Origin of the sequence: Pseudomonas sp. WOUb67 (genome assembly GCF_050058005.1) — a bacterium.
GTDB lineage: Bacteria > Pseudomonadota > Gammaproteobacteria > Pseudomonadales > Pseudomonadaceae > Aquipseudomonas > Aquipseudomonas putida_R.
Genome location: NZ_CP170112.1, coordinates 3,561,542 through 3,585,197 on the forward strand (window position 1 = coordinate 3,561,542; position 23,656 = coordinate 3,585,197).

Annotated in this window: 20 protein-coding genes; 18 read left to right on the plus strand and 2 right to left on the minus strand. The window is 64.5% G+C overall.

The window, feature by feature from the left end; all coding sequences use genetic code 11:
* Positions 1-108: 108 nt before the first annotated feature.
* Positions 109-1,494, plus strand: coding sequence for a hypothetical protein (locus tag ABOC32_RS15930; RefSeq protein ID WP_426807898.1), 1,386 nt, complete (start codon positions 109-111; stop codon positions 1,492-1,494).
* Positions 1,494-2,849, plus strand: coding sequence for an aminotransferase class I/II-fold pyridoxal phosphate-dependent enzyme (locus ABOC32_RS15935; protein WP_426807899.1), 1,356 nt, complete (start codon positions 1,494-1,496; stop codon positions 2,847-2,849). The genes ABOC32_RS15930 and ABOC32_RS15935 overlap by 1 nt, the downstream gene beginning before the upstream one ends.
* Here ABOC32_RS15935 and ABOC32_RS15940 read toward each other — a convergent pair.
* Positions 2,841-4,151, minus strand: coding sequence for an MFS transporter (locus tag ABOC32_RS15940; RefSeq protein ID WP_426807900.1), 1,311 nt, complete (start codon positions 4,149-4,151; stop codon positions 2,841-2,843). The genes ABOC32_RS15935 and ABOC32_RS15940 overlap by 9 nt on opposite strands.
* A 65-nt stretch (positions 4,152-4,216) precedes the next feature.
* Positions 4,217-5,530: an L-fuconate dehydratase gene (locus tag ABOC32_RS15945; protein ID WP_426807901.1), complete on the minus strand. Its 1,314-nt coding sequence runs from the start codon at positions 5,528-5,530 to the stop codon at positions 4,217-4,219.
* Between the two features lie 101 nt (positions 5,531-5,631).
* Here ABOC32_RS15945 and ABOC32_RS15950 point away from each other — a divergent pair, with 101 nt between their 5' ends.
* The 16 genes from ABOC32_RS15950 to ABOC32_RS16025 all read left to right on the plus strand — a co-directional run bounded on the left by ABOC32_RS15950 (position 5,632) and on the right by ABOC32_RS16025 (position 23,655).
* Entirely contained in the window at positions 5,632-6,579 is a 948-nt protein-coding gene (locus tag ABOC32_RS15950) for a LysR family transcriptional regulator (RefSeq protein ID WP_426807902.1), read from the plus strand.
* A gap of 34 nt (positions 6,580-6,613) precedes the next feature.
* A complete protein-coding gene (locus ABOC32_RS15955) occupies positions 6,614-7,591 on the plus strand; it encodes a LysR family transcriptional regulator (protein ID WP_426807903.1) in 978 nt (325 codons plus the stop codon).
* A gap of 287 nt (positions 7,592-7,878) precedes the next feature.
* Complete coding sequence (locus ABOC32_RS15960; RefSeq protein ID WP_426807904.1) at positions 7,879-9,420, plus strand: UxaA family hydrolase; 1,542 nt, start codon at positions 7,879-7,881, stop codon at positions 9,418-9,420.
* 35 nt (positions 9,421-9,455) lie between these two features.
* Positions 9,456-10,514 (plus strand): Ldh family oxidoreductase, encoded by a 1,059-nt coding sequence (locus ABOC32_RS15965; RefSeq protein WP_426807905.1) that lies wholly within the window; start codon positions 9,456-9,458, stop codon positions 10,512-10,514.
* 20 nt (positions 10,515-10,534) lie between these two features.
* A complete protein-coding gene (locus ABOC32_RS15970; RefSeq protein WP_426807906.1) occupies positions 10,535-11,752 on the plus strand; it encodes a fumarylacetoacetate hydrolase family protein in 1,218 nt (405 codons plus the stop codon).
* A 99-nt stretch (positions 11,753-11,851) separates the two neighbouring features.
* The gene (locus ABOC32_RS15975) at positions 11,852-13,153 is read left to right on the plus strand and encodes an MFS transporter (RefSeq protein WP_426811614.1); all 1,302 of its coding nucleotides are present in this window, start codon (positions 11,852-11,854) and stop codon (positions 13,151-13,153) included.
* 229 nt (positions 13,154-13,382) lie between these two features.
* The gene (locus ABOC32_RS15980; protein ID WP_426807907.1) at positions 13,383-15,032 is read left to right on the plus strand and encodes a VRR-NUC domain-containing protein; all 1,650 of its coding nucleotides are present in this window, start codon (positions 13,383-13,385) and stop codon (positions 15,030-15,032) included.
* Positions 15,029-17,290 carry a helicase C-terminal domain-containing protein gene (locus tag ABOC32_RS15985; protein ID WP_426807908.1) on the plus strand — a complete coding sequence of 754 codons (2,262 nt, stop codon included), beginning with the start codon at positions 15,029-15,031 and terminating at the stop codon, positions 17,288-17,290. Before ABOC32_RS15980 ends, ABOC32_RS15985 begins: the two co-directional genes overlap by 4 nt.
* A 243-nt stretch (positions 17,291-17,533) precedes the next feature.
* The gene (locus ABOC32_RS15990; protein ID WP_426807909.1) at positions 17,534-18,448 is read left to right on the plus strand and encodes a site-specific integrase; all 915 of its coding nucleotides are present in this window, start codon (positions 17,534-17,536) and stop codon (positions 18,446-18,448) included.
* A 278-nt stretch (positions 18,449-18,726) separates the two neighbouring features.
* On the plus strand, positions 18,727-19,560 hold the full coding sequence (locus tag ABOC32_RS15995) for an urease accessory protein UreD (RefSeq protein ID WP_426807910.1): 834 nt from the start codon (positions 18,727-18,729) through the stop codon (positions 19,558-19,560).
* Between the two features lie 9 nt (positions 19,561-19,569).
* Positions 19,570-19,872, plus strand: coding sequence for an urease subunit gamma (locus ABOC32_RS16000; protein WP_234225177.1), 303 nt, complete (start codon positions 19,570-19,572; stop codon positions 19,870-19,872).
* Positions 19,873-19,891: 19 nt separating this feature from the next.
* The gene (locus ABOC32_RS16005; RefSeq protein WP_063423948.1) at positions 19,892-20,209 is read left to right on the plus strand and encodes an urease subunit beta; all 318 of its coding nucleotides are present in this window, start codon (positions 19,892-19,894) and stop codon (positions 20,207-20,209) included.
* Positions 20,206-21,909, plus strand: a complete 1,704-nt coding sequence (gene ureC / locus ABOC32_RS16010) for an urease subunit alpha (RefSeq protein ID WP_426807911.1) — start codon at positions 20,206-20,208, stop codon at positions 21,907-21,909. Before ABOC32_RS16005 ends, ureC begins: the two co-directional genes overlap by 4 nt.
* A gap of 10 nt (positions 21,910-21,919) precedes the next feature.
* Entirely contained in the window at positions 21,920-22,417 is a 498-nt protein-coding gene (gene ureE / locus ABOC32_RS16015; protein WP_086979837.1) for an urease accessory protein UreE, read from the plus strand.
* An 18-nt stretch (positions 22,418-22,435) separates the two neighbouring features.
* Entirely contained in the window at positions 22,436-22,981 is a 546-nt protein-coding gene (locus ABOC32_RS16020; protein WP_426807912.1) for a HupE/UreJ family protein, read from the plus strand.
* Positions 22,981-23,655, plus strand: coding sequence for an urease accessory protein UreF (locus ABOC32_RS16025; protein ID WP_426807913.1), 675 nt, complete (start codon positions 22,981-22,983; stop codon positions 23,653-23,655). The genes ABOC32_RS16020 and ABOC32_RS16025 overlap by 1 nt, the downstream gene beginning before the upstream one ends.
* The last annotated feature ends 1 nt before the right edge of the window (position 23,656 follow it).

A 23,656-nucleotide genomic window follows, 5' to 3' on the forward strand; every position in this document is an offset into this window, starting at 1 on the left:
ACTTCAATTTGATTGTAGGAAATTTCTTCCGGGTAAGCACAGGGCGTATTGAAACTTGAACACAAGATTCAGCACGCGTTGGCTGCATGAAGTTGATGAGGTGATTTCGTGACGGCTATTCACGATCAGGCAATGCATTATATCTACCAGCAAGTGCTCGAGCGCTTGCTGAGTCAAATGTCACAGGCGCAGCGGGCATCTTTGCAATTGCTGATACAGCGATTGCTGGTTGCCGCAGGTGGGCTCGAGTGCATCGGTACCTTCCGCGTGCTGGTGCTGCAAGGGGGCGATTGCCGCAGTGCGCGGTTGCTGGCCATGCTGCGTGCGGCGCAACTGAGCATCGCCCTGCGTGCGCCGGTAACCTTTCAGTTGCGGGTACTGGTGGTCAGCCTGCCGGTGGCCGCCAGTGATACGCTCGAAGGCCACGAGCGCGGTTTCAGTGCCCTCTTCATGCAGGATGACCCGCGGGTTCAGTTACAGATGATCGAAGGGCGCGAAGTGGTGCCCTTCAGCCGTCGGCCTTCGACAGCGCCCGAACGTTGGCTGCTGGCGAGGAATGCCATGCTTATGTTCGGTCACATGGTCGATGCCAGGCCCGAAGCCTTGCTGGGTAGCCGCCTGCACCTTGAACTGGCGGATGCCGTGGGTTGTGCACTGCAGGCACCGGCCCCGGACGACGTCCTGATCACCGCCATCCCCGTGCGCCAGCGGCGCCGCTACCTGGCCTGGGCCCGGCGTAGCCTGCGCCTGGCAGGGGAGCGCGGCCCGCATGTGTTGCATCAGTGCCTGGCGGCGCTGGCCCACGGGTTGAGCCGGTTGCAGGGCGTTGTCGAAGGCTCGCCGGGCAGCCTGGCGAAGCCGGCACAGGGCGCCGTCACGGAGGAGGCTTCGTTGCGGGTGATTGCCATGGATGACCTGCTGCCGCAGCTGCTTGAAGGGCAGCAACTTGATGCCATGTTGGGGGGTGGACTCGAAACGGCCGAGGATGCCTGGCCATTGTCGGCATTCGTCGACCCGTACGCGCCGGCACAATTGCACGAGCTGCGTGCACGCAGCCTTGAGCTGCCGGCTGCTCGCCCTGCGCTGCGGCTGGCAGACCAGTCAGGCGACAGTAAGCCTCACGATGTGCACACGCTGCCGCTGGGTAAAGCCTACGGTATCAACCAGACCCAACTGGTGTGTCTGCTGTTCAGCCCGTTCGCCCGGCAGGGGAAGAAGCTGGAGCGTTTTCTGCAGTGCCGGCATGCCGACATGCTGGTAGCGCTGCCGTACCTGCACCGGGCCTTGCAAGGCAAGCCGTGCCCCGATGCGGTGAGGGACTGGCTGGTGAATACCAGTGGCCTGCCGCTGGGGCAGTTGCGGGCGATTTATGAAGGGCGCATGCCGCTGACAGCCTGGCGCTTGCAGAGCCACCTGGCCCGCCGCGACGTGCACCTCAGGTTGCTGCCACGGCCGTCGTCGGGGCGCCGCCGTGGCCCAGCGGCGTTGCCTTGATGGGGCAAGCGGTTCCCGGCGAATTCGCCTATCGCAAGGTGTATCGCTACCTGGAGGCGTTGATCCAGCAGGCCTCGGCTGGTGGCCCCTGCAAGTTGCCGTCGCTGCGTGCACTGTCCCGGCGGCTGCGGGTGTCATTGGCGACTGTGCAGAGTGCCTATAACCTGCTGGAGGAAGAGGGCCGCGTCCAGTGTCTGCCAAGGTCCGGCTACTACGCTCAGGTCGCTGCCACGGCAACGGCAGCGCCCATGCACCCGCAGTCACCTTTGCCGGTGCAACCCTTGCTGGAGCGTATGCTGCTAGGCCACGAGCGGCGCTTGGCCCGTCAGCGCGCCAGCGGTGTTGCACCGTGGGAAACACTCGGCGACACCCGTCTGCGCAATGCCGTGGCTGAGTCCTATACCCGCTCTTCCAACCAGTACTGGCGTGCCGAGGACGTTCAACTGGCCCCCGATGTACAAGCGTTGCTGGATACAGTGCTCGCGGGCCTTGCCTTGCAGGGGGGAACGGTACTGGTGCAGTCGCCCTGTTGCTGGCAAGTGTTGCACGCTTTGGCACGTGCCGGCATGCGGGTGCTGGAAGTACCTGCAGATAGCCGCGGCAACCCGAACCTGCGGGCCTTGGCCCGGTTACTGGGCGCCGAACCGGTGTGCATGCTGGTCATGCCGTCTTGCCTGGGCATGCCACAAGGGCGGCTGGTGTCGCCGCACTATCAGCAGCAGCTTGGTCAGCTACTGGGCCAGCACCCTGTATGGTTGCTGGAAAACGACCTGGACAGTGAACACTGTTACAGCGGGCCGCCACGCGCGCGCCTGCGCGACTGGGTCGACCCTCGCGCGCTGTTGGTGGTGGGGGCATTCGAGGCCGCAGTCGGGGCCGAGGCACCTTATGCCTATGTGCTGAGCCATGACGCGGCACTGACCAACGCATTTGCCGAACGCGCCTTTCGGCTTGCGCCACTGCGCCTGCAAGCGCTTGCCCTGATGCTGGGTAAAAGGCAGATCGAGATGCACCTGCTACAGTTGCGTACCGAACTGCAAAGGCGTACGCAATATCTGGTGCGCGCGCTGGCGTTGCAGTTCGGTCAGCAGGTGGTGATGCAGATGCCCCAGGGTGGGCGAATGCTGTGGGTGCGTTTTCGCCAACCGTTGGCGTGGGATTGCATCGTTGCGGCGCTGGCAGGTTCCGCCTTGCATGCACTGCCGGGCGGGCAGTTCAGCTTGCAGGGGCGTTACCAGCAGTACCTGGCACTGGTCTGGCTGGGTGACCAGCCAGATGACCTGCAACAGGCGGTGGAGCGCCTGGCGCAGGCACTGGAGCCGCGCTGCGGGCGACCTGCCGGCGTTTCACGCTGACTTTGCCTGCTCTTGCCCCTGGCGCAAGCGGGTGCTGAGCAACGCTGCCAGCACCAGCATTGCGGCAATGATCCACAAGCCGTTGCGGGTGCTGCCGGTGGCCTGCTCGATCAGGCCCATCACCGACGGCCCGACGAAGCCACCCAACAGGCCGCAGGTGGTGACAAACGCCAGGCCTGCCGCCAGGGCGTTGCCGCTCAGCCGGCTGGACGGGAAGACAAACAGGATCGACTGCACCACGAAGAGCATCAGGGCGGTCAGTGAAAACCCGATCAGGCCGATGAACGTGTTGGCCAGCGACGCCAGCAGCAACCCGGTCGCCATGGTCAGCAGGCCGCAGAACAGCAGGGTGCGGCAACGGCGCGGCGAGGTGGCCAGGCGCGGGAAGGTGGCAGCACCGATGGCAGCTGCAATCCACGGCACGGCAGTCAGCAGGCCTATCTGGAAGGGTGATAGCGCAGCGTAAGTGCCGATGATGCCCGGCAGGAAGAAAATCACCGTGTAGATGGTGATCTGGTGCACGAAGTACACCGCGATCGCCAGCCAGATCTGCCGGTCGCGGAACATCTGCCCCAGTTTGCTCTGCTGTGGCGCGGCCGCCCGTTCGGCAGCCAGGCGGCGTTCGATGTCCTGGGCGTCGGCGGCCGACAGCCAGGGCGCCGAAGCCGGGCCATCGGGCAGCTTTTTCCACACCACATAGGCCAGGGCCACGGCAGGCAAGCCTTCGAGCACGAACAGCCACTGCCAGCCATGCCAGCCCAGTACGCCGTCCATTTCCAGCAGGGCACCGCCCAGCGGGCCGCTGAGGATGTTGGCCAGGCACACGCCCAGCAGGAAGTAACCCGTGGCGCGGGCGCGCTGTTCGCGGTCGAACCAGTAGGTCAGGTACAGCATCACCCCGGGGAACAGGCCCGCTTCGGCCACCCCCAGCAGCAGGCGCATGATGTAGAACGACGTTTCTCCCTGGACGAAGGCCATGCCCGCCGAGAGCAGGCCCCAGGTGATCATGATGCGGGTGATCCAGAAGCGCGCGCCCACCCGGTGCATGATCAGGTTGCTGGGCACTTCGGCCAGCGCATAGGTCAGGAAGAACAGGCCGGCACCCAGGCCATAGGCCGCTGCCGACAAGCCCAGGTCGATGCCCATGCTGGCCTTCGCCAGGGCGATGTTGGTGCGGTCAAGAAAGCTCATCACGTAGACGACGATGAGCAGTGGCATCAATTTGCGCAGCAGCAGGCCATTCAGGCGTTGCTCGGTGGTGGCGGCAGGGGCCGAAGCCGCTGCGCTGGTGAGGGTTGTCATTGTTTTTTTCCCCGTGAAAAGTGCTGGTGGTGTGCCCCCTGTGGGGGCACACCCAGGCTTGTTGTTCAGGAACGGTTGATGTCGAGCCACACCGCGCCGTTGGGGTACTGGTAGCGCTCCAGGGTCTGGGCATGCATTTCGATGCTGTAGCCCGGGCGTTGCGGCGGCATGTAACGCCCACGGCGGATCACCACCGGGTCGATGAAGTGCTCATGCAGGTGGTCGACGTACTCCAGTACCCGGTTGTGCAGCGAGGCAGACACGGCGATGTAGTCGAACAGGGCGATGTTCTGCACATATTCGCACAGCCCGACGCCGCCGCCGTGCGGGCACACCGGCACGTCGTACTTGGCGGCCATCAGCAGCACGATCAGCACCTCGTTGAGGCCGCCCAGGCGGGCGGCGTCCAACTGGCAGAAATCCAGCGCACCGGCCTGGAACATCTGCTTGAACATGACCCGGTTGTGGCAATGTTCACCGGTGGCGACACCAATCGGCGCGATGCGTTGGCGAATGGTGGCGTGGCCGAGGATATCGTCCGGGCTGGTCGGCTCTTCGATCCACAGCGGTTCGAAAGCGGCCAGGCGGCGCATGTTGGCGACCGACTCTTCCACGCTCCACACCTGGTTGGCATCCATCATCAGGGTGCGTTCCCAGCCGATTTCGTCGCGCAGGATGCTGGCACGGCGGATGTCTTCTTCCAGGTCGGCACCGATCTTCTGCTTGATGTGGGTCCAGCCGTCTTCCACGGCCTCGCGGGCCAGTTTGCGCATTTTTTCTTCGCTGTAACCCAACCAGCCTGGCGCAGTGGTATAGCCGGGGTAGCCTTCGCGCAGCATCTGCGCCTCACGCTGGGCCTTGCCTGGGGCCTGGCGACGGAGCAGGGCGATGGCTTCCTCCGGGGTGAGCACGTCTGTGACGTAGCTGAAGTCCAGGCAGCGCACCAGTTGTTCGGGCGTCATGTCGGCCAGAAGCTTCCACACCGGTTTGCCTTCGTGCTTGGCCCACAGGTCCCACACCGCGTTGACGATGGCTGCGGTAGCCAGGTGGATCACGCCTTTCTCCGGGCCCAGCCAGCGCAGTTGGCTATCGCTAACGGTGAAGCGGTGCCAGAAACCACCCATGTCGGCGGTGATCTCTTCGAGGCTGAGGCCGACGATCAGCGGTGCCAGCGACTGCACTGCCGCCGCGCAGATCTCGTTGCCGCGGCCAATGGTGAACGTCAGGCCGTGGCCTTCAAGGCCCTCGGCGTCGGTGTGCAGTACCACGTAGGCTGCCGAATAGTCGGGGGCGCTGTTCATGGCGTCGGAGCCATCCAGCGACAGCGAAGTGGGAAAACGAATGTCGCGAACGCTCAGGTGGGTAATACGTATGCTCATGGTCGACTCTTGTTCTGCTCAAGCGCTGGGAGACCTGACTGTAGGTTGTCGAGCGATACAGGCATAATCGCCAATTCTTAATCAGCGATACCGGATTCGATATGTCTCGCTTGCCACTCGACCCCACCCAGGCGCCTGCCAGCCTTGGCGCACTGAAGATCTCCAGTCGCCAGATCACGCTGCTTAATGCGCTGGGCGAGTTCGGCAACCTGCGCCGCGCCGCCGCAGCGATGCACACCACGCAACCGGCAGCCAGCCTGTTGCTGCAGCAGCTTGAGGAACGCCTTGGCGTACGTTTGTTCGAGCGCTTGCCGCGGGGCATGCAAGCAACGCTGTACGGTGAGGTGATGATCCGCTATGCACAGAGCGCGTTGCATGAGTTCGAACATGCCCAGGCGCAAATCGCCGAACTGGCGCGCGGGGCCCTGGGCCTGGTGCGGGTGGGCAGCGTCATGGGCCCGGTGCCGGGCGTGCTGACCAAGGCGGTACTGGCCTACAAACGCGACCACCCCAAGGTGCGTATCTCGCTGGAAGTGGGGACCAGCGATACCTTGCTGCCCGCGCTGCTGCGCGGCGACTTCGACATGGTGGTGGGCCGCCTGCCAGACCAGAGCGACAGCCAGGACCTGAACATCGAACTGTTCGAAGGCGGTGAGCAGATGCGCGTGATTGCCCGCGCCGGGCACCCTCTGGCGGCGGCTGTCGGGTTGCAGTTGAGTGACCTGGTGGCCCTGACCTGGATCCTGCACCCGATCGGCAGCCCGATGCGCCGCCGCGTCGAAAGTGCGCTGCAGGCCGGGGGTATGGTGCAGTCACTGGATATTGTTGAAACCGCCTCGATCCTGGCCACCACCGCCATGCTCGAAGCCTCCGAAATGATTGCGGTGGTACCCAATGACGTGGCCGAGCATTATGCCCGCTATGGGATGGTTGCCATCCTGCCGGTAGAGCTGCCGCTGACCATGGCCAACCTGGGCGTGCTGACCCTGCGTTCGCGGCCCAACTCGGTTGCCCTGGATACCTTGCTGCGCTACCTGCGGGCGCAATAACCCTCCCTTTTCACTTGCCTGAGGCCTGCCGCCGATGTCGCCGGACCTGACCCATTCCAGCTTTTGCAACTGGATCCGCTACAAGCACCTGGTGCTGATCGACACCCTGGCGCGCACCCGCAACATGCACGCAACCGCCACGCGCATGAACCTCAGCCAGCCGGCCCTGAGCAAGATGCTGCGCGACCTCGAAGAGCAGTTCGGCTTTGCCCTGTTCGAGCGCCTGCCACGCAGCATGCCGCCCACAGAACTGGGTGAATACGTGGTGCGTTATGCCCAGGGTGCGTTGGCCGAGTCGCAGCAATTCGTCGACCAGGTCAACCGCCTGCGCAACGGCGGGCACGGTTTTATCCGCGTCGGCGGCATCTTTGCCGCCACTGCGCTGGTACTGCCGCAGGCCATCGCCGCGATCAAGGCGCGCAGCCCGCTGCTGTCGATTGAAGTGGTGGAGCATTCCAGTGATCACCTGCTGACCATGCTGGAGCAGAACAAGCTCGACATCATGATTGGCCGCTTCACCGAAGAGCGTTTCAGCCAGTTGTTCGATTTTCAGCCCCTGGAGCCCGAACCGTTCAGCCTGGTGGTCAACAGCGAGCACCCGCTCAACCAGCTGGAAAGCCCGCCCCTGTCGGCGCTGGGCGACTGGCCGTGGGTGCTGTACCCGGTGGGCACACCGATCCGCAACCGCCTGGAGCAGGCCTTCCGGGTGGCCGGTATCGCCACGCCCGTCGACAGCGTCGAGACCATCTCCATGCCGATGTTCCTGCAACTGCTGCAGTCGGCGCCGATGATTGCCATGTTGCCGCGCTCGATGGTTGCCGCGCAGTTGGCCAGCGGGCAGTTCAAGGAGCTGCGAAGCCCCTTGCATGTACCCGCGCTGGAGTATGGCGTGGTCACCCGCAAGGATGAACCGCTGAGCGCTTCGGCCCGGGCGTTTGTCGAGATTTTGCTGGAGGGTGCCAGGCAACGACAAAAGGAAGGCACGGCAGCTACTGCCTTGGACAAGATCTGATGGTTCACGCGGTCCCTGTGGGAGCGGGTTTACCCGCGAAGCAGGCGGCGCGGGGCATGGCACCGGCTGCGCCGGTGTTCGCGGGTGAACCCGCTCCCACAGTGTTTATGCAGGCCTGGACAGCTGCGTAGCGGCTTTCGGCCGATCAAGGATCACCGCCCAATAACATCCTTCGATAACCACTGGTTATCATTCGATCGGATCATCTCATTGGGAATGCCGCGCAAGGCTTCTTACAGTGGCAACAGCCATAACAAGAAGCCCGCCGCACCGCCCTGAGAGGTCCCATGCAACTGATTGCCAAGTCCGGTGACCTTGCCGTCATCCGCCTCAACCCGCTGGACAACGTGCTTATCGCCCGCCAGGCCTTGCCGCAAGGCCTGCATCTGGATGCCGAAGCGATTACCGTGCGCCAGCCGATCCCCTCGGGCCACAAACTCGCAACCGAACGCGTGGAGCAGGGCCAGCCGCTGCGCCGTTACGGGCAGATTATCGGTTTTGCTTCGCAGGCCATCGATGCCGGCGACCACGTGCATGTGCACAACGTGCAGATGGGTGATTTCGCCCGTGACTATGCCTTTGGTGTCGATACCCGCAGCCAGCCAGGCAGCGAAGCGCAGTTTCACGGCATCGTGCGCGCCGATGGGCGGGTTGCGACCCGGAACTACATCGGCATTCTCACCTCGGTGAACTGCTCGGCGACCGTCGCCCGCGCGGTGGCCGACCATTTCCGCCGCGACATCCATCCCGAGGTGCTGGCCGACTACCCGAATATCGACGGCGTGGTCGCCCTGACCCACGGTGCCGGCTGCGCGGTAGACCCCAGCGGCGAAGCCCTTGGCTTGCTGCGGCGCACCCTGGCCGGGTATGCCGTGCACCCCAACTTTGCTGCCGTACTGATCATCGGCCTGGGCTGCGAAACCAACCAGATCGAAAGCCTGCTGGAAACCCAGGGCCTGGAAGCCAGTGCGCAACTGCGTGCCTTCACCATCCAGGGCATCGGCGGCACGTCGAAAACCATTGCTGCCGGCATCGAGCAGGTCAAAAGCCTGCTGGCCGAGGCCAACCACGTCCACCGCCAACCGGTCAGTGCAAGGCACCTGGTGGTCGGCCTGCAATGCGGCGGCTCCGATGGCTACTCCGGCATTACCGCCAACCCGGCACTGGGCAACGCCGTGGACCGCCTGGTGGCGGCCGGAGGTACTGCGATTTTGTCCGAGACCCCGGAAATCTACGGCGCCGAGCACTTGCTGACCCGCCGCGCGGTCAGCCGTGAGGTGGGCGAAAAGCTGGTGGCGCGCATCCGCTGGTGGGAAGACTACTGCCAGCGCATGAACGCCGAACTGAACAACAACCCTTCGGCCGGCAACAAGGCCGGGGGCCTGACCACCATCCTCGAAAAGTCTTTGGGCGCAGTGGCGAAGGCGGGTTCCAGCAACCTGGTCGATGTGTACCAGTACGCCGAAGCCGTGCGTGCCCAGGGCCTGGTGTTCATGGACACCCCCGGCTACGACCCGGTCTCGGCCACCGGCCAGGTGGCCGGCGGGGCCAACCTGATCGCCTTCACCACGGGCCGTGGTTCGGCTTACGGCTGTGCCCCGGCACCGTCGATCAAGCTGGCGACCAACAACCGGGTGTTTGAACACCAGGAAGAGGACATGGACGTCAATTGCGGCGGCATAGCCGACGGCTCCACCAGCATCGAAGAACGTGGCGCCTACATCTTCGAGCAGATGCTGCGCATTGCTTCCGGGGAGCGCAGCAAAAGCGAACAGCACGGGTATGGGCAGAACGAGTTCGTGCCCTGGCAGATCGGCGCAGTGACCTGATTGACCGCCCCCGTCCCGCTTACGAGATAACAACAATGACTCAAGCCACACATTACACCGTGCAAGCGCTCACCACCTTTGTCGAGCAGCTGTTCGAAAAAGCCGGTGCCGATAGCGAAGTCGCCCAGGTGGTGACCCGGGTACTGCTCGAAGGTGAACTGCTCGGGCACCGTACCCATGGCCTGAACCTGGTCAGTCGCTACATCGGTGGCATGCAGGAAGGCAAGGTCAAGGCCCGTGCACAGGCACTGGAACAGGTGTCGGACAGTGGCATCGCCAGCGTGTTCGATGGCCATTACCTGCTGGGGCCTTACTGCGTCAGCCGTGCCCTGGACTGCGCGGCAAAAGGTGCGACTGCGCAGGGTATCGGCATTGCGGTGGTGCGCCGTGCTTCGCACATTGGCTGCCTGGCCGCCTATCTCAAGCCCTATACCGACCAGGGCCTGGTGGCCATGGTCTACTCGTCGGACCCCTCGGTGGGGCTGGTTTGCGCCCACGGTGGCATCGACCCGATCTACACCCCCAACCCGATTGCCGCCGGTATCCCGACCCAGGGCGAGCCGATCCTGCTGGACGTGAGCATGTCGACCATCACCCTCGGGCTGGTTGGCCAATGCCGCGATGCCGGCAGCCGCCTGCCGCACCCGGTACTGGTGAGTAACGATGGGCAGCTGAGCGACGACCCGGGCGATTTCTTTACCCGCCCGCAAGGCAGCATCCTGCCCCTCGGCGGCCAGGCATTCGGCCACAAAGGCTTTGCCTTGGCGCTGCTGGTCGAAGCCCTGACGTCTGGCCTGGCCGGCCATGGGCGCAAGGATGCACCTGAGCAGTGGGGCGCCTCGGCCACTGCCGTGGTCATCGACCCCCGCTTCTTCGGCGGCCTGGAAGCGTTCACCGCTGAAACCAGCTTCCTGGGCCGACTGGTACTCGCCAGCCGCCCGCTCGACCCCGCGCGCCCGGTGCGCTTGCCTGGGCAGGCTGGCCTTGCCCTGCGCCGCCAGGCGCTGGAGCAGGGCGTGAGCCTCTCGCCACCGCTGCTGGCCGACCTTGATCGCCTGGCCGGCGAACTTCAACTGCCGGCACTTTCCCAATGATTCACAGTAAGGGTACACAGATGACTGATCGATCGAACGCTAATCAACCGCTGCCGCTGAGCCAGGATGCCAGTGTGTTCGACAGCGGCAGCTGGGTAGGGCGGGTGTGGCTGGCGGACCAGGGGCCGGCGGTGGTGCTGGTAAAAGCCGGCGCCGTCTACGATATCAGCACCCACGTGGCGACTGTCTCGGCACTGCTGGACGTGGCCGACCCGGTGGCCTACCTGCGCGCATTGCCGCTGGCCGAACCGCTGGTGGCGCTGTCGGTGTTGCTGGACAACAGCGACCCCGCCCGGCGCGATCCGCGTCAGCCATGGCTGCTGGCGCCTATCGACTTGCAGGCGGTGAAGGCCGCTGGCGTGACCTTCGCCACCAGCTTGCTGGAACGTGTGGTGGAAGAGCAGGCCAAGGGCGACCCGGCCAAGGCCGATGCCATCCGTGACACCCTGGCCAGCCGCATCGGCGCCGACCTGTCGCAGATCGTGCCCGGCTCGGCCCAGGCCGAAGCGCTGCGCAAAGTGCTGGTGGAGCAGGGCTTGTGGTCGCAATACTTGGAGGTGGGCATCGGCCCGGATGCCGAAGTGTTCACCAAGGCCCAGCCATTGTCGGCAGTTGGCCACGGTGCCGATATCGGCATCCACCCCAAGTCCAGCTGGAACAACCCGGAGCCGGAAGTGGTGCTGGCGGTATCCAGCGATGGCAGCATCAAGGGCGCCATGCTCGGCAACGACGTCAACCTGCGCGACTTCGAAGGGCGTAGCGCCTTGCTGCTGTCCAAGGCCAAGGACAACAATGCCTCCACCGCACTGGGCCCGCTGCTGCGGCTGTTCGACGAAAGCTTCGGCCTTGACGATGTGCGCAACGCCGAAGTGGACCTACGCGTTGAAGGCGAGGACGGTTTCATCCTGTCTGGCCGCAGCTCCATGCGCCAGATCAGCCGCGACCCGCAAGACCTGGTGCAGCAAACCCTCAACGAAAACCATCAGTACCCCGACGGCATGGTGTTGTTCCTTGGCACCCTGTTCGCCCCCAAGCAGGACCGTGACCAGCCGGGCAATGGCTTCACCCACAAGCCGGGTGATGTGGTGACCATCAGCAACCCGCAACTGGGTACCCTGTGCAACCGCGTGACCACCAGCGACCAGGCACCGCAGTGGGCGTTTGGCCTGCGTGCGCTGATCGACAACCTCGGCCGGCGTGGCCTGCTGGAGGTTGCAGCTACCGCACGCCAGCCTTGAGCGACACGCTGCGCAAGGGAGGGGCGCAGGCACACCGATGGATCGCCAAAGCGCTGACAGCGCGGCAACAATAATAATAAAGGTCGACACATGAACCCTATGAAGAAGTACCAGCGCATCACCGTTGTGTTCCTGCTGTTGATCGGCATCGTCAACTACCTGGACCGTAGTGCGCTGTCGATCGCCAACACCTCCATCCAGAAAGACATGATGATCAGCCCGTCGCAGATGGGCATCCTGTTGTCGGCGTTTTCCATTGCCTATGCCTTTGCCCAGTTGCCAATGGGTATGATCATCGACCGCCTGGGCAGCAAGGTCGCCCTCGGCGCCTCGCTGCTGGGCTGGTCGGTGGCCCAGGCGGCGTTTGGCATGGTCAACAGCTTTGCCGGCTTCATGGGCCTGCGGGTGCTGCTGGGCATTGGCGAGGCGCCCATGTTCCCGTCGGCGGCCAAGGCCCTGTCGGAGTGGTTCGATGCCAATGAACGCGGCACGCCCACCGGCGTGGTCTGGTCATCGACCTGCCTCGGCCCGTGCCTGGCGCCGCCGTTGCTGACGTTGTTCATGGTCAACTTCGGCTGGCGTGGCATGTTCATCATTACCGGCGTGATCGGCATGGTGCTGGCGGTGTGCTGGCTGTCGTTCTACAAGAGCAAGGCGCGTTACCTGGCGGAACTGGCGGCCGAAGGCAAGCCGCTGCCAGCTGAACACAAGGCGCCTGTGGCCCCGCTGCAAACGCCAAAGGCCTCGTACTTCGCCGGCTGGCTGGACCTGTTCAAGCACCGCAGCACCTGGGGTGCGGTGTTGGGTTTCATGGGTGTGATCTACATGCTGTGGCTGCACCTGACCTGGTTGCCGGGCTACTTCGAGCGTGAACACGGCCTGGACCTGTACAAGACTGCCTGGGTCGTGTCGCTGGCCTATGGCTTTGGTGCGGCGGGTACGATCGTTGCCGGGCGCTTCTGCGACCGGCTGGTGAAGCGTGGCATGACCGTGCTGGGCAGCCGCAAGTTCAGCGTCATCACCGGCCTGGTGCTGGCGGCGCTGTTCACCTTGCCGCTGTCGTTCGTCACCGGCCTGACCGGCTGCGTCATCCTGCTGTGCCTGGCACTGTTCAGCATCAACATGGCCAGCGCCACTGCCTGGATGATCGTCAACACCATCGTCGACAGCCCACGCGTGGCCTCGTTTGGCTCGATCCAGAACTTCGGCGGCTACATTGCCGGCTCCGTGGCTCCGATTGCTACCGGCTTCAGCATCCAGTACTCGGGCTCGTTCACCACGGCGTTCATGATCAGTGCGGTGGTGGCGTTGTGCTCGGCGGTGGCGTACTTCATTTTGCTCCAGTCACCGATTGGCAGTGCCAAGGTCGAAGAAGAGGGGATGGTTCCAGCAATCAAGTAAGTTTGAGATGCCACATAACCCCTGTAGGAGCGGCCTTGTGTCGCGGAAGGGCCGCAAAGCGGCCCCAGCGATATCGGCGTTATTCTCAAGATCCTGGGGCTGCTGTGCAGCCCATCGCGACACAAGGCCGCTCCTACACAAAGCGCCATCGAACTGACCCATGGCTCTTGTCAGGCACAGTTGTCTGTATGTATAAACAGTGCCTGTTACCGCAACCTGACCTCCGCCAGTGATCGCCCATTCCGTCGACGACCCGTTCTACTACCTGCATAACTTCCGCCAGGTAGTGCTGTGGGTCGAACAGCGCTACCAGGACCTGCTCGATGACCAAGAACTGGCCTTCATCCGTGCATTCAACCTACTGCAAGCGCCAGCCCAGGCCTTGATGGTGCGCATGGTCATGCGCAAGGGCGAGCTGTTTCGCAGCGACCGGCTCGACTACGCCGAAATCGGCGACACCACGCTGGCGCTGCAGCCGTTGCAGGCCCTCGGCTGGGTGCAGGAACCCGAGCAACTGCAACTGGAGCAGCTGTTCGGCTTGCTACGCAAGGACGAACTGGCCCGCTGCTTCGCCAGCCAACTGAGCCGCCCCCGCGCCGCCAAGCAGGACTTGCTGGCGCAGTTGCAACCCCTGGAACTGGCAGCACGGTCACTCGCCGAATGGTTTCCCGACAGCGAGGTCCGCATCTTCCAGTGGCGCCTGCAACCCCTGTGCGACCGCATGCGCCTGTTGTTCTTCGGCAACCTGTACCAGGACTGGTCCGACTTCGTCCTCGCCGACCTCGGTGTGCTGCGCTACGAGCAGGTGCCATTCAGCGCGGGCTCGCGAGCCCTGCAGAAACGTGCCGAAGTCGATCTGGCCATGGCCTTGCACCAGTGCGCCGAGCGCCTGGAGCAGGGCGACGAACCCGTGTCGATTCTGGGTACCCTGCAGGGCCTGCACAGTGACAACCCGTGGTTGGCCCGACGCCATGCGCGCCTGCAGTTCGCCCTGGGCCAGCAGTGCGAGCGCCTGGGGGAGTGGGATCAGGCCATGGCGGTGTATGGCCAGTGCAACCATGCCCAGGCGCGCATTCGCCAGGTGCGGGTGCTTGAGCGCACTGAGCAGTGGCCCCAGGCCCATGCGCTGGCGCAGCAGCTGGCTGCGGCACCGGCTAACGCCCTGGAAGTGCAGGCGCTGGAACGAATGCTGCCACGCCTGGCGCGCAAGCTCGGCGGCCCGCCACAGCGGCGCCAGCGTGCCACACCGCTGGAGCTGATCGAGCTCGAACTGCCCCGCGAGCACGCTGCGCTGGGTGTGGAAGAAGCTGTGCGTCAACACCTGGCTCAAGAAGGTGGCCAGGCGCATTACGTGGAGAACACGCTGTTCAACAGCCTGTTTGGCCTGTTGTGCTGGGAGGCCATCTTCGCTCCGGTGCCCGGCGCATTCTTCAACCCGTTCCAGGCCGCGCCACAAGACTTGCACGACAGTGACTTCCAGCAACGGCGCAGTGCGCTGTTCGATCTCTGCCTCGGGCGGCTCGACGATGGCAGCCATCGTCAGGCGATTCTCGAGTGCTACAAGGGCAAACAGGGCCTGCAATCGCCGTTCGTGTTCTGGTCCATGCTCAGCGAGGAACTGCTGGAACAGGCCTTGGCTTGCTTGCCGGCTGCCCAGCTGAAACAGTGCTTCCTGCGCTTGTTGCAGGACATTCGCAGCAACCGCGCCGGCATGCCTGACCTGATCCAGTTCTGGCCCGAGCAGGGCCGTTACCGCATGGTCGAGGTCAAGGGGCCCGGTGACCGCCTGCAGGACAACCAGCTGCGCTGGCTGGAATTCTGCAGGCAACACGGCCTGCCCGTTGCAGTGTGCCATGTGCGCTGGAGCGAAACGCCTTGAGCTACAGCGTGGCGGTGCGTGCCTTGTGCGAGTTCAGCGCCAAGGTCGGCGACCTGGACCTGCGCTTCACGCCGTCGCCCACCGCCCAGGAGGGCATCGAAGGGCATCAGCGGGTAGTGGCACGGCGTGCTGCGGGCTACGAGTCGGAAATCACCCTTGAAGGCCAGTTCGAAACCCTCAAGGTGCGGGGCCGCGCCGACGGCTATGACCCTGCCAGCAATCGCCTGGAAGAGATCAAGACGCACCGTGGTGATCTGGCGCGTCAGCCGGCCAATCACCGCGCGTTGCACTGGGCCCAAGCCAAGGTCTATGGCTGGCTGATGTGCCAGGCACGGCAATTGCCGGCCATCGAGGTGGCGTTGGTGTACCTGGACGTGGACAGCGATCACCAGACGCTGTTCAGTGAGCACTACACGGCTGCTGAGTTGCAGGCCTTCTTCGAAACCCAGTGCCAGCGCTTTCTGGGCTGGGCCCAGTTCCAGCAACGGCGCCTGGCCGAACGTGACCAAGGCCTTCAAGCGCTGAGCTTCCCCTATCCACAGTTTCGCCAGGGCCAACGGCAGTTGGCCGAAACCTTGTACAAGGCGGTCAGTTCCGGGCGTTGCCTGATGGCCCAGGCCAGCACCGGCATTGGCAAGACCCTCGGTACCTTGTTCCCGCTACTGAAAGCCATGGTGCCGCAGCAGCTGGACAAGCTGTTCTTCCTTACCGCCAAAACCCCGGGCCGGGCGCTGGCCCTTGATGCCATGCGCCAGATCACCGATGCGACGCCGCAACCTGGCTTGCGCACCCTGGAGTTGATCGCCCGCGACAAGGCCTGTGAGTACCCGGACAAGGCCTGTCATGGTGAGTCCTGCCCACTGGCTGCCGGCTTTTACGACCGTTTGCCGGCAGCGCGCGAGGCTGCGGCAGCACTGCCTTTGCTTGACCGTGCCAACCTGCGCGAAGTGGCCTTGGCGCATCAGGTTTGCCCGTACTACCTGGGCCAGGAGATGGCGCGCTGGGTCGACGTGCTGGTCGCCGACTACAACTACTACTTCGATGCGCATGCCTTGCTGTTCAGCCTCACCCAGCTCAACCAGTGGCGCGTGGCAGTACTGGTGGACGAAGCGCATAACCTGGTCGAACGTGGGCGCGGCATGTATAGCGCCAGCCTTGACCAGGGGCAACTGCTGGCCCTGCGCCAGAGCAAACCGCCTGGGCTGGTCAGTGCGCTGGACCGCCTTAACCGGCAGTGGAACGCCCTCTATAAAGAACAGCGCGCGCCTTACCAAGCCAGCGAGTTACTGCCGGAAGGCCTGCTGCGCGCCCTGCAGCAGTGCATCGGGCTGATTCAGGAACAGATCAACCAGACGCCTGCGCAAATGGACCCGCAGGTGTTGCAGTTCTTCTTCCAGGCCTTGCAGTTCAGCCGGGTTGCCGAGCTGTTCGACGAGCACTTCCTGTTCGACATCAGCCAGCGTCAGGGCCCGCGCAAGCGTCGGCTGGCTACCCTGTGCCTGCGCAATGTCACCCCGGCGCGCCTGTTGGCCCCGCGCATGCAGGCAGCGCGCAGCGTGACGCTGTTTTCCGCCACGTTGAGCCCGCGGCATTTCTACAGCGACCTGCTGGGCATGCCGGCCGATACCGCCTGGCTGGAAGTGGCTGCGCCGTTTCGCGCAGAGCAGCTGGAAGTACGGATTGCCAGCCAGGTGTCCACCCGTTACCAGCAGCGCCACGCCTCCCTGGCGCCGATTGTCGAGCTGATTGCCCAACAGTACGCGCGCATGCCGGGCAACTACCTGGCGTTCTTCAGCAGCTTCGAATACCTGGAGCAAGTGGCCGGGCTGCTGGCCGAGCGGCATGGGCAGATTCCCCTGTGGGCCCAGGAGCCGGGGATGGACGAGGCGGCCCGCCAAGGGTTTCTTGACCGTTTTGTCGCCGACGGCCGCGGCGTTGGTTTTGCCGTATTGGGTGGCGCGTTCGGCGAAGGGGTGGACTTGCCGGGTACGCGGTTGGTTGGCGCGTTTGTCGCCACCTTGGGTTTGCCGCAGGTCAACCCGGTCAACGAACAGTTCAAACAGCGGCTGGGGCGGCAGTTTGGTGCGGGTTTTGACTACGCCTATCTCTACCCGGGCGTGCGTAAGGTGATCCAGGCGGCGGGCCGGGTTATCCGTGGTGACCAGGACCGTGGTGTGCTGGTGCTGATAGACGAACGTTTCGCCGAACCCCGCGTGCAGCAGATGTTTCCGACATGGTGGCCGGCAGCCATCGTCTAGCAATCCCTGCGTTGCGCTGCACTTGGCATGGGCGATCCGCGGTTCGTTAGGTAGGCTTGAATTGGGTTAAGATCACGCCCCGTGCCAGTCGCAAAGCCTTTGAATATCAAGGTGATGGCGCACTCAGGGTCCTGATGACATGCGCGCTTGGCGGTCATTGGGACTTGTTTGTATATCGTTTTGACTTGCTTGAGGGTTTGCCCGGTTCGCTGCCGGCCGCCGCTTCGCTACAGGATTCACATTTTGTCCGATCTCTCGAAAAATCCGCTGCTGCAGTACATGGCCCGCCTGGCCCCATCCAGCCAGCAAACCATGCGCTACATCCTTCAGGACGCCGCCGACCGGCTGGGCTTTGTCGACTGCAATCTCGTCGACGTGCCTTGGCATCGGCTCGAGCCCGGCCACGTGATCGCCCTGGTGTCGGCCCTGCGTGCCGACGGTTATGCGCCCAACAGCTCGTCGCTGTACGTCAACGCCATTCGCGGGGTGATGAACGAGGCCTGGCGCCAGGGCCTGATCGACCATGAGCAGTTGTTGCGCATTCGCGAGGTCAAACCGGTCACTGGCAGCCGCCTGCCGCCAGGGCGCAACCTGCGCCGCAGCCTGATTCGCGAGCTGATGGATGTGTGCGCGTCCGACCCGCGGCCGCAGGGGGTACGCGATGCGGCGATCATCGCCTTGCTGTACGGTACCGGGATGCGCAAGTCGGAGTCGGTGGACATCGACCTGGCCCAGGTCGATTTCGAGGCGCGCAGCCTGCAGGTGGTAGGCAAGGGCAACCACCAGTTGATCAAGTACGCACCGCCATGGGCGTTCGAGAAGCTGCAGGCGTGGCTGGACTTGCGCCGTCAGGACCTGCCGGCAGGGGCCGAAGACGACCTGTTCCTGTTCAACCGCATCCGCCGCGGTAACCACATTACCCGGGCGCGTATCACCAAGCATGCGATCTACTACATTGCCCGCCAGCGCGGTGCGCAAGTGGGGGTGAAAATCATGCCGCACGACTTCCGCCGGGCGTTCATTACCCGGGTGATCGAAGAGCATGACCTGTCGATTGCCCAGAAGCTGGCGCACCATGCCAATATCCAGACCACAGCCAGCTATGACCGGCGTGACGACAACGAACGCCGGCGTGCGGTGGACCGCTTCGATTATTGAGGTCTGATATTTTGGGGCCGCTTTGCGGCCCCACTTACACTGCTGCCGGCACCGAAACAGGGCCGACCCACGCCCCCGCTTTGTGCGCCTTCCCGCCGTATGCCCGATGCCAGAGCGGCCGCGGCGAAAGTTTCATTTGAGTTCACCTGCGGAGTTGGCCCGCAACCTGCTATATCCAGCCTGCGAATTTGATCGAGTGGTCAGGCCGCGCGTGCTAGCTGCTGCCCGCGCCAGACCCTCTAAACGGCCAGCAGGCCACGGATTTCAGGGGCCGCAGGATGTCGCTCGCGGAGCATATCGAACAACAACAAGACGATGCAGGCTGGAGCGCCCACCTGCAGTTGCGCTTTGTCAGGCGCGACGATGTGACCCGCCTTGGTGCGCGTCGGCATTTCGGACCTCTTTTGGTGCAGCGGCCCTTCTATCCGGAAGGAGCACCGTGCCATGTCTATGTCCTGCACCCGCCGGGTGGCATCGTCGCCGGCGACCGCCTTGACCTGGATATCCACCTGGAACCCGGCAGCCATGCGCTGCTGACCATGCCTGGTGCCAGCAAGTTCTACCGCAGCATCGGCCCGACCGCGCGGCTGACCCAGCGCTTTCAGCTGGCCGCTGGCAGCACCCTGGAATGGCTGCCGCAAGACAGCATCTTCTTTTCCGGCGCCCGCGCCAGCCTGCACAGCCGTTTCACCCTCGAACCCGGGGCGCGGCTCCTGGCCTGGGAAACCCTGTGCCTGGGCCGCCCTGTCATGAACGAGCGTTTCGAGCAGGGCGCTCTGGACAGCCGTTTGCACATCGAACTAGCCGACGAAGTCGGCCTGCATGAACGCCTGCGTATCGAAGGCGGGCGCCTGGACAAGCTCGGCGGGCACCCGCTGCTCGCTACGTTCTGTGCGGCACCCGCCGACCAGGCGGTGCTGGAGCAGGTTCGCCCACTGCTCGACGAACTGGCCAACCCGGCCGGCGCGACCCTGCTGGGGTCGTTGCTGGTGATCCGTGTGCTTGACCATGACAACCAACACCTGCAACGCACCCTGCAACGCCTGTGGCATGTGCTGCGCCCGGCCGTCCTTGGCCTGCCAGCCTGCCCACCGCGTATCTGGGCTACCTGAGAGAGCGCCATGGAGCTGACCCCGAGAGAGAAAGACAAACTGCTGTTGTTCACCGCCGCATTGCTGGCAGAACGGCGCCTGGCCCGTGGCCTGAAGCTCAACTACCCGGAGGCCGTGGCGCTGATCAGTGCTGCCGTGCTGGAAGGCGCCCGCGATGGCCGCACCGTTGCCGAGCTGATGAGCCAGGGCCGCGAGGTGCTGACCCGCGATCAGGTGATGCCTGGCATTGCCGAAATGCTCCACGACGTGCAGGTCGAAGCGACCTTCCCGGATGGCACCAAGCTGGTGACCGTGCATGACCCTATCGTCTGAAACCGCTCAGGAGCCCCGCATGATCCCAGGTGAAATCCAGGTCGCCGCTGGCGATATCGAGCTGAACAGTGGCCGCGAAACGGTCAGTGTCAGTGTGGCCAACCACGGCGACCGGCCGGTACAGGTTGGCTCGCACTACCACTTCTACGAAGTCAACGACGCGCTGGTGTTCGACCGTGCGCCAACCCTGGGCTTTCGCCTGGATATCCCGGCTGGTACCGCCGTGCGTTTCGAGCCGGGCCAGGCGCGCACCGTGCAACTGGTGGCCTACGCCGGCAAGCGTGAAGTCTATGGCTTCCAGGGCAAGGTAATGGGCCCGCTGGAGGGCAGGGTATGAGCCGTATTTCCCGCCAGGCTTATGCCGACATGTTCGGGCCTACTGTGGGCGACCGCGTGCGGCTGGCTGATACGGCGTTGTGGGTAGAGGTGGAGAAGGACTACACCGTCTATGGCGAAGAGGTGAAGTTTGGCGGTGGCAAGGTCATCCGCGACGGCATGGGCCAGGGCCAGATGCTGGCCGCCGAGGCCATGGACCTGGTGCTGACCAACGCCCTGATCATCGACCATTGGGGTATCGTCAAGGCCGACATCGGCATCAAGCACGGGCGTATCGCGGTGATCGGCAAGGCCGGCAACCCGGATGTGCAGCCGGGCGTCAACATACCGGTGGGCCCCGGCACCGAAGTGATCGCGGCCGAGGGCAAGATCGTCACCGCCGGCGGTGTCGACTCGCATATCCACTTCATCTGCCCGCAGCAGGTGGATGAGGCCCTGAACAGCGGCGTCACCACCTTTATCGGCGGCGGCACCGGGCCTGCCACCGGCACCAATGCCACCACCTGCACGCCCGGCCCCTGGTACCTGGCGCGCATGCTGCAAGCTGCCGACAGCCTGCCGATCAACATCGGCCTGCTGGGCAAGGGCAATGCCTCGCGGCCAGAAGCGCTGCGTGAACAGATTGCAGCCGGTGCTGTGGGCCTCAAACTGCATGAGGACTGGGGCTCGACCCCGGCGGCTATCGACTGTTGCCTGGGCGTGGCCGAAGAAATGGACATCCAGGTGGCGATCCATACCGACACCCTCAACGAGTCCGGTTGCATCGAAGACACCCTGGCAGCCATCGGTGACCGCACCATCCATACCTTCCACACCGAAGGTGCCGGCGGTGGCCATGCGCCGGACATCATCCGCGCCGCGGGGCAGGCCAACGTGCTGCCATCCTCGACCAACCCGACCCTGCCGTACACGGTCAATACCGTGGACGAGCACCTGGACATGCTCATGGTCTGCCATCACCTGGACCCGAGCATCGCCGAGGACGTGGCCTTTGCCGAATCGCGCATCCGCCGCGAAACCATTGCTGCCGAGGACATCCTCCACGACATGGGCGCCTTTGCCATGACCTCGTCCGACTCCCAGGCCATGGGCCGGGTCGGCGAAGTGGTGTTGCGCACCTGGCAGGTTGCCCACCAGATGAAGCTGCGCCGTGGGCCTTTGGCCCCAGACACGGCCTACAGCGACAACTTCCGGGTCAAGCGTTACATCGCCAAGTACACCATCAACCCGGCGCTGACCCACGGCATCGGCCACGAAGTGGGCTCGGTAGAGCCGGGCAAGCTGGCCGACCTGGTGCTGTGGTCGCCGGCGTTCTTCGCAGTCAAGCCGGCCCTGGTGATCAAAGGCGGCATGATCGTCACCGCGCCCATGGGCGACATCAACGGCTCCATCCCCACGCCGCAACCGGTGCACTACCGGCCGATGTTCGGCGCCCTCGGTGCCGCGCGACATGCCACGCGCATGACCTTCCTGCCCCAGGCGGCAATGGACCGCGGCCTGGCCGAAGAGCTGAACCTGCGCAGCCTGATTGGCGTGGTCAACGGTTGCCGCCGGGTACGCAAGCCCGACATGGTCCACAACACCTTGCAGCCGCTGATCGAGGTGGATGCGCAGACCTACCAGGTGCGCGCCGATGGCGAATTGCTGGTCTGCGAGCCCGCCAGCGAACTGCCGCTGGCCCAGCGTTACTTCCTGTTTTGAAGGAGCACCCATGATTGTCCTGAACCGCCGTATCACCGACCCCGGCACGCTGGCCGTAAGCGGCACCGTCACCCTGGACGTGGACAGCCGCATCAAGAGCCGCCTGCGGGTGACCCTGGACGATGGGCGCGAAGCCGGGCTCATGCTCGAGCGTGGCCACCTGTTGCGTGGCGGTGAACTGCTAGCCGATGCCGAAGGCAGCCAGCTGATTCGCGTACTGGCGGCGCCCGAGGCCGTGTCGACGGTGCGCTGCGCTGATGCCCACCTGCTGGCCCGCGCGGCCTATCACCTGGGTAACCGCCACGTGCCCCTGCAAATCGAGCCTGGCCTGTTGCGCTTCCAGCATGACCATGTGCTGGACGACATGCTGCGTGGCCTGGGCCTGACGGTAGAAGCCGAACAGGCACCGTTCGAGCCTGAAGCGGGGGCGTACCAGAGCGCACCGCACGGCCACAGCCATGCCCACGGCCACGATCACCCGTTCGTGCGCCTGCCTGCCCATTCCTGAACTGCCCTGGAGCAACCCATGAAAAAGACGTTCGCCCTGTTTCTGCTGATGCTGGCCCTGCCTGCCTTCGCCCACCCTGGCCATGACAGCAACCCGCTGCAGGACGGCCTGCTGCACCCGCTGACCGGCCTTGACCACCTGCTGATGCTGCTGGGCACCGGGGTACTCGCTGCATTGACCGGGCGCAGCCTGACGCTGCCCCTGGCAACCCTGGCGGCGATGTTTGGCGGGGCAGTGTGTGGCCACTTGTTTGGCGACGTGATGGGCATGGAAACCTTGATCGCCCTATCGCTGCTGGTGGCTGCCGGGGCGGTACTGCTGCCGAGCCGCCAGTTGCTGCTGGCCATGGCCATGCCGGTGTTCGCCCTGTTCCATGGCTGGGCCCATGGCGTAGAAGCCACGCCAAGTGCGTTCTGGCAATTCAGCGCAGGCTTTGTCGCGGTCAGCGGCCTGCTGCTGGCGGCGGGCTTTGCGGTCGGTTGCCTGCTGCGCCGGCACAGTGGCCTGCAGAAGGCCTTTGGTGGTGGCTTGCTGGCCAGCGCCGCGCTGGTGCTGGCCGGTTGATGGACAGCGACCTGGCATTGCTGCGCCTGCTGCAACTGGCCAGCCCCGGCCTGCCAGTGGGCGGCTTTACCTACTCGCAAGGCCTGGAGTGGGCGGTGGAGGCGGGCTGGGTACAGGGCGCGGACGGTTTCAGTGCCTGGCAGCGCGAGCAGGTCGCCGACACCTTGGCCTGCCTCGACTGGCCGGTGCTGGCGCGCCTGTACCACGCTTGCCAGGCCGAAAACGCCGAGGCGTTCGGCCACTGGAGCCGCTTCCTGCTGGCCAACCGCGAGACCGCCGAGCTGCGCCTGGAAGAGCAGCAACGTGGCGCGGCGTTTGCGCGGCTGCTTGACGGCTGGCAACTGGGCCAGGCCCCGGCCTGGCGCGCCAGCCTTGAACTGACCCAACTGGGCGGTATGGCCTGGTTGGCTGTGCACTGGGCAATCCCGCTGCGCCAGCTGGCCCTTGGCTATGCCTTTGCCTGGCTGGAGGGCGCGGTCATGGCCGGGGTCAAGCTGGTGCCTTTCGGCCAGCAGGCGGCCCAGACCTTGCTTCGAGAGCTGAGCACCGGCTTGCCCGCAGCCCTCGATCAGGCACTGGCCCTGGGCGATGACCAGCTCGGTGGCGGCCTGCCATTGCTGGCCATTGCGTCATCACGTCACGAAACCCAATACACCCGTTTGTTCCGTTCCTGAG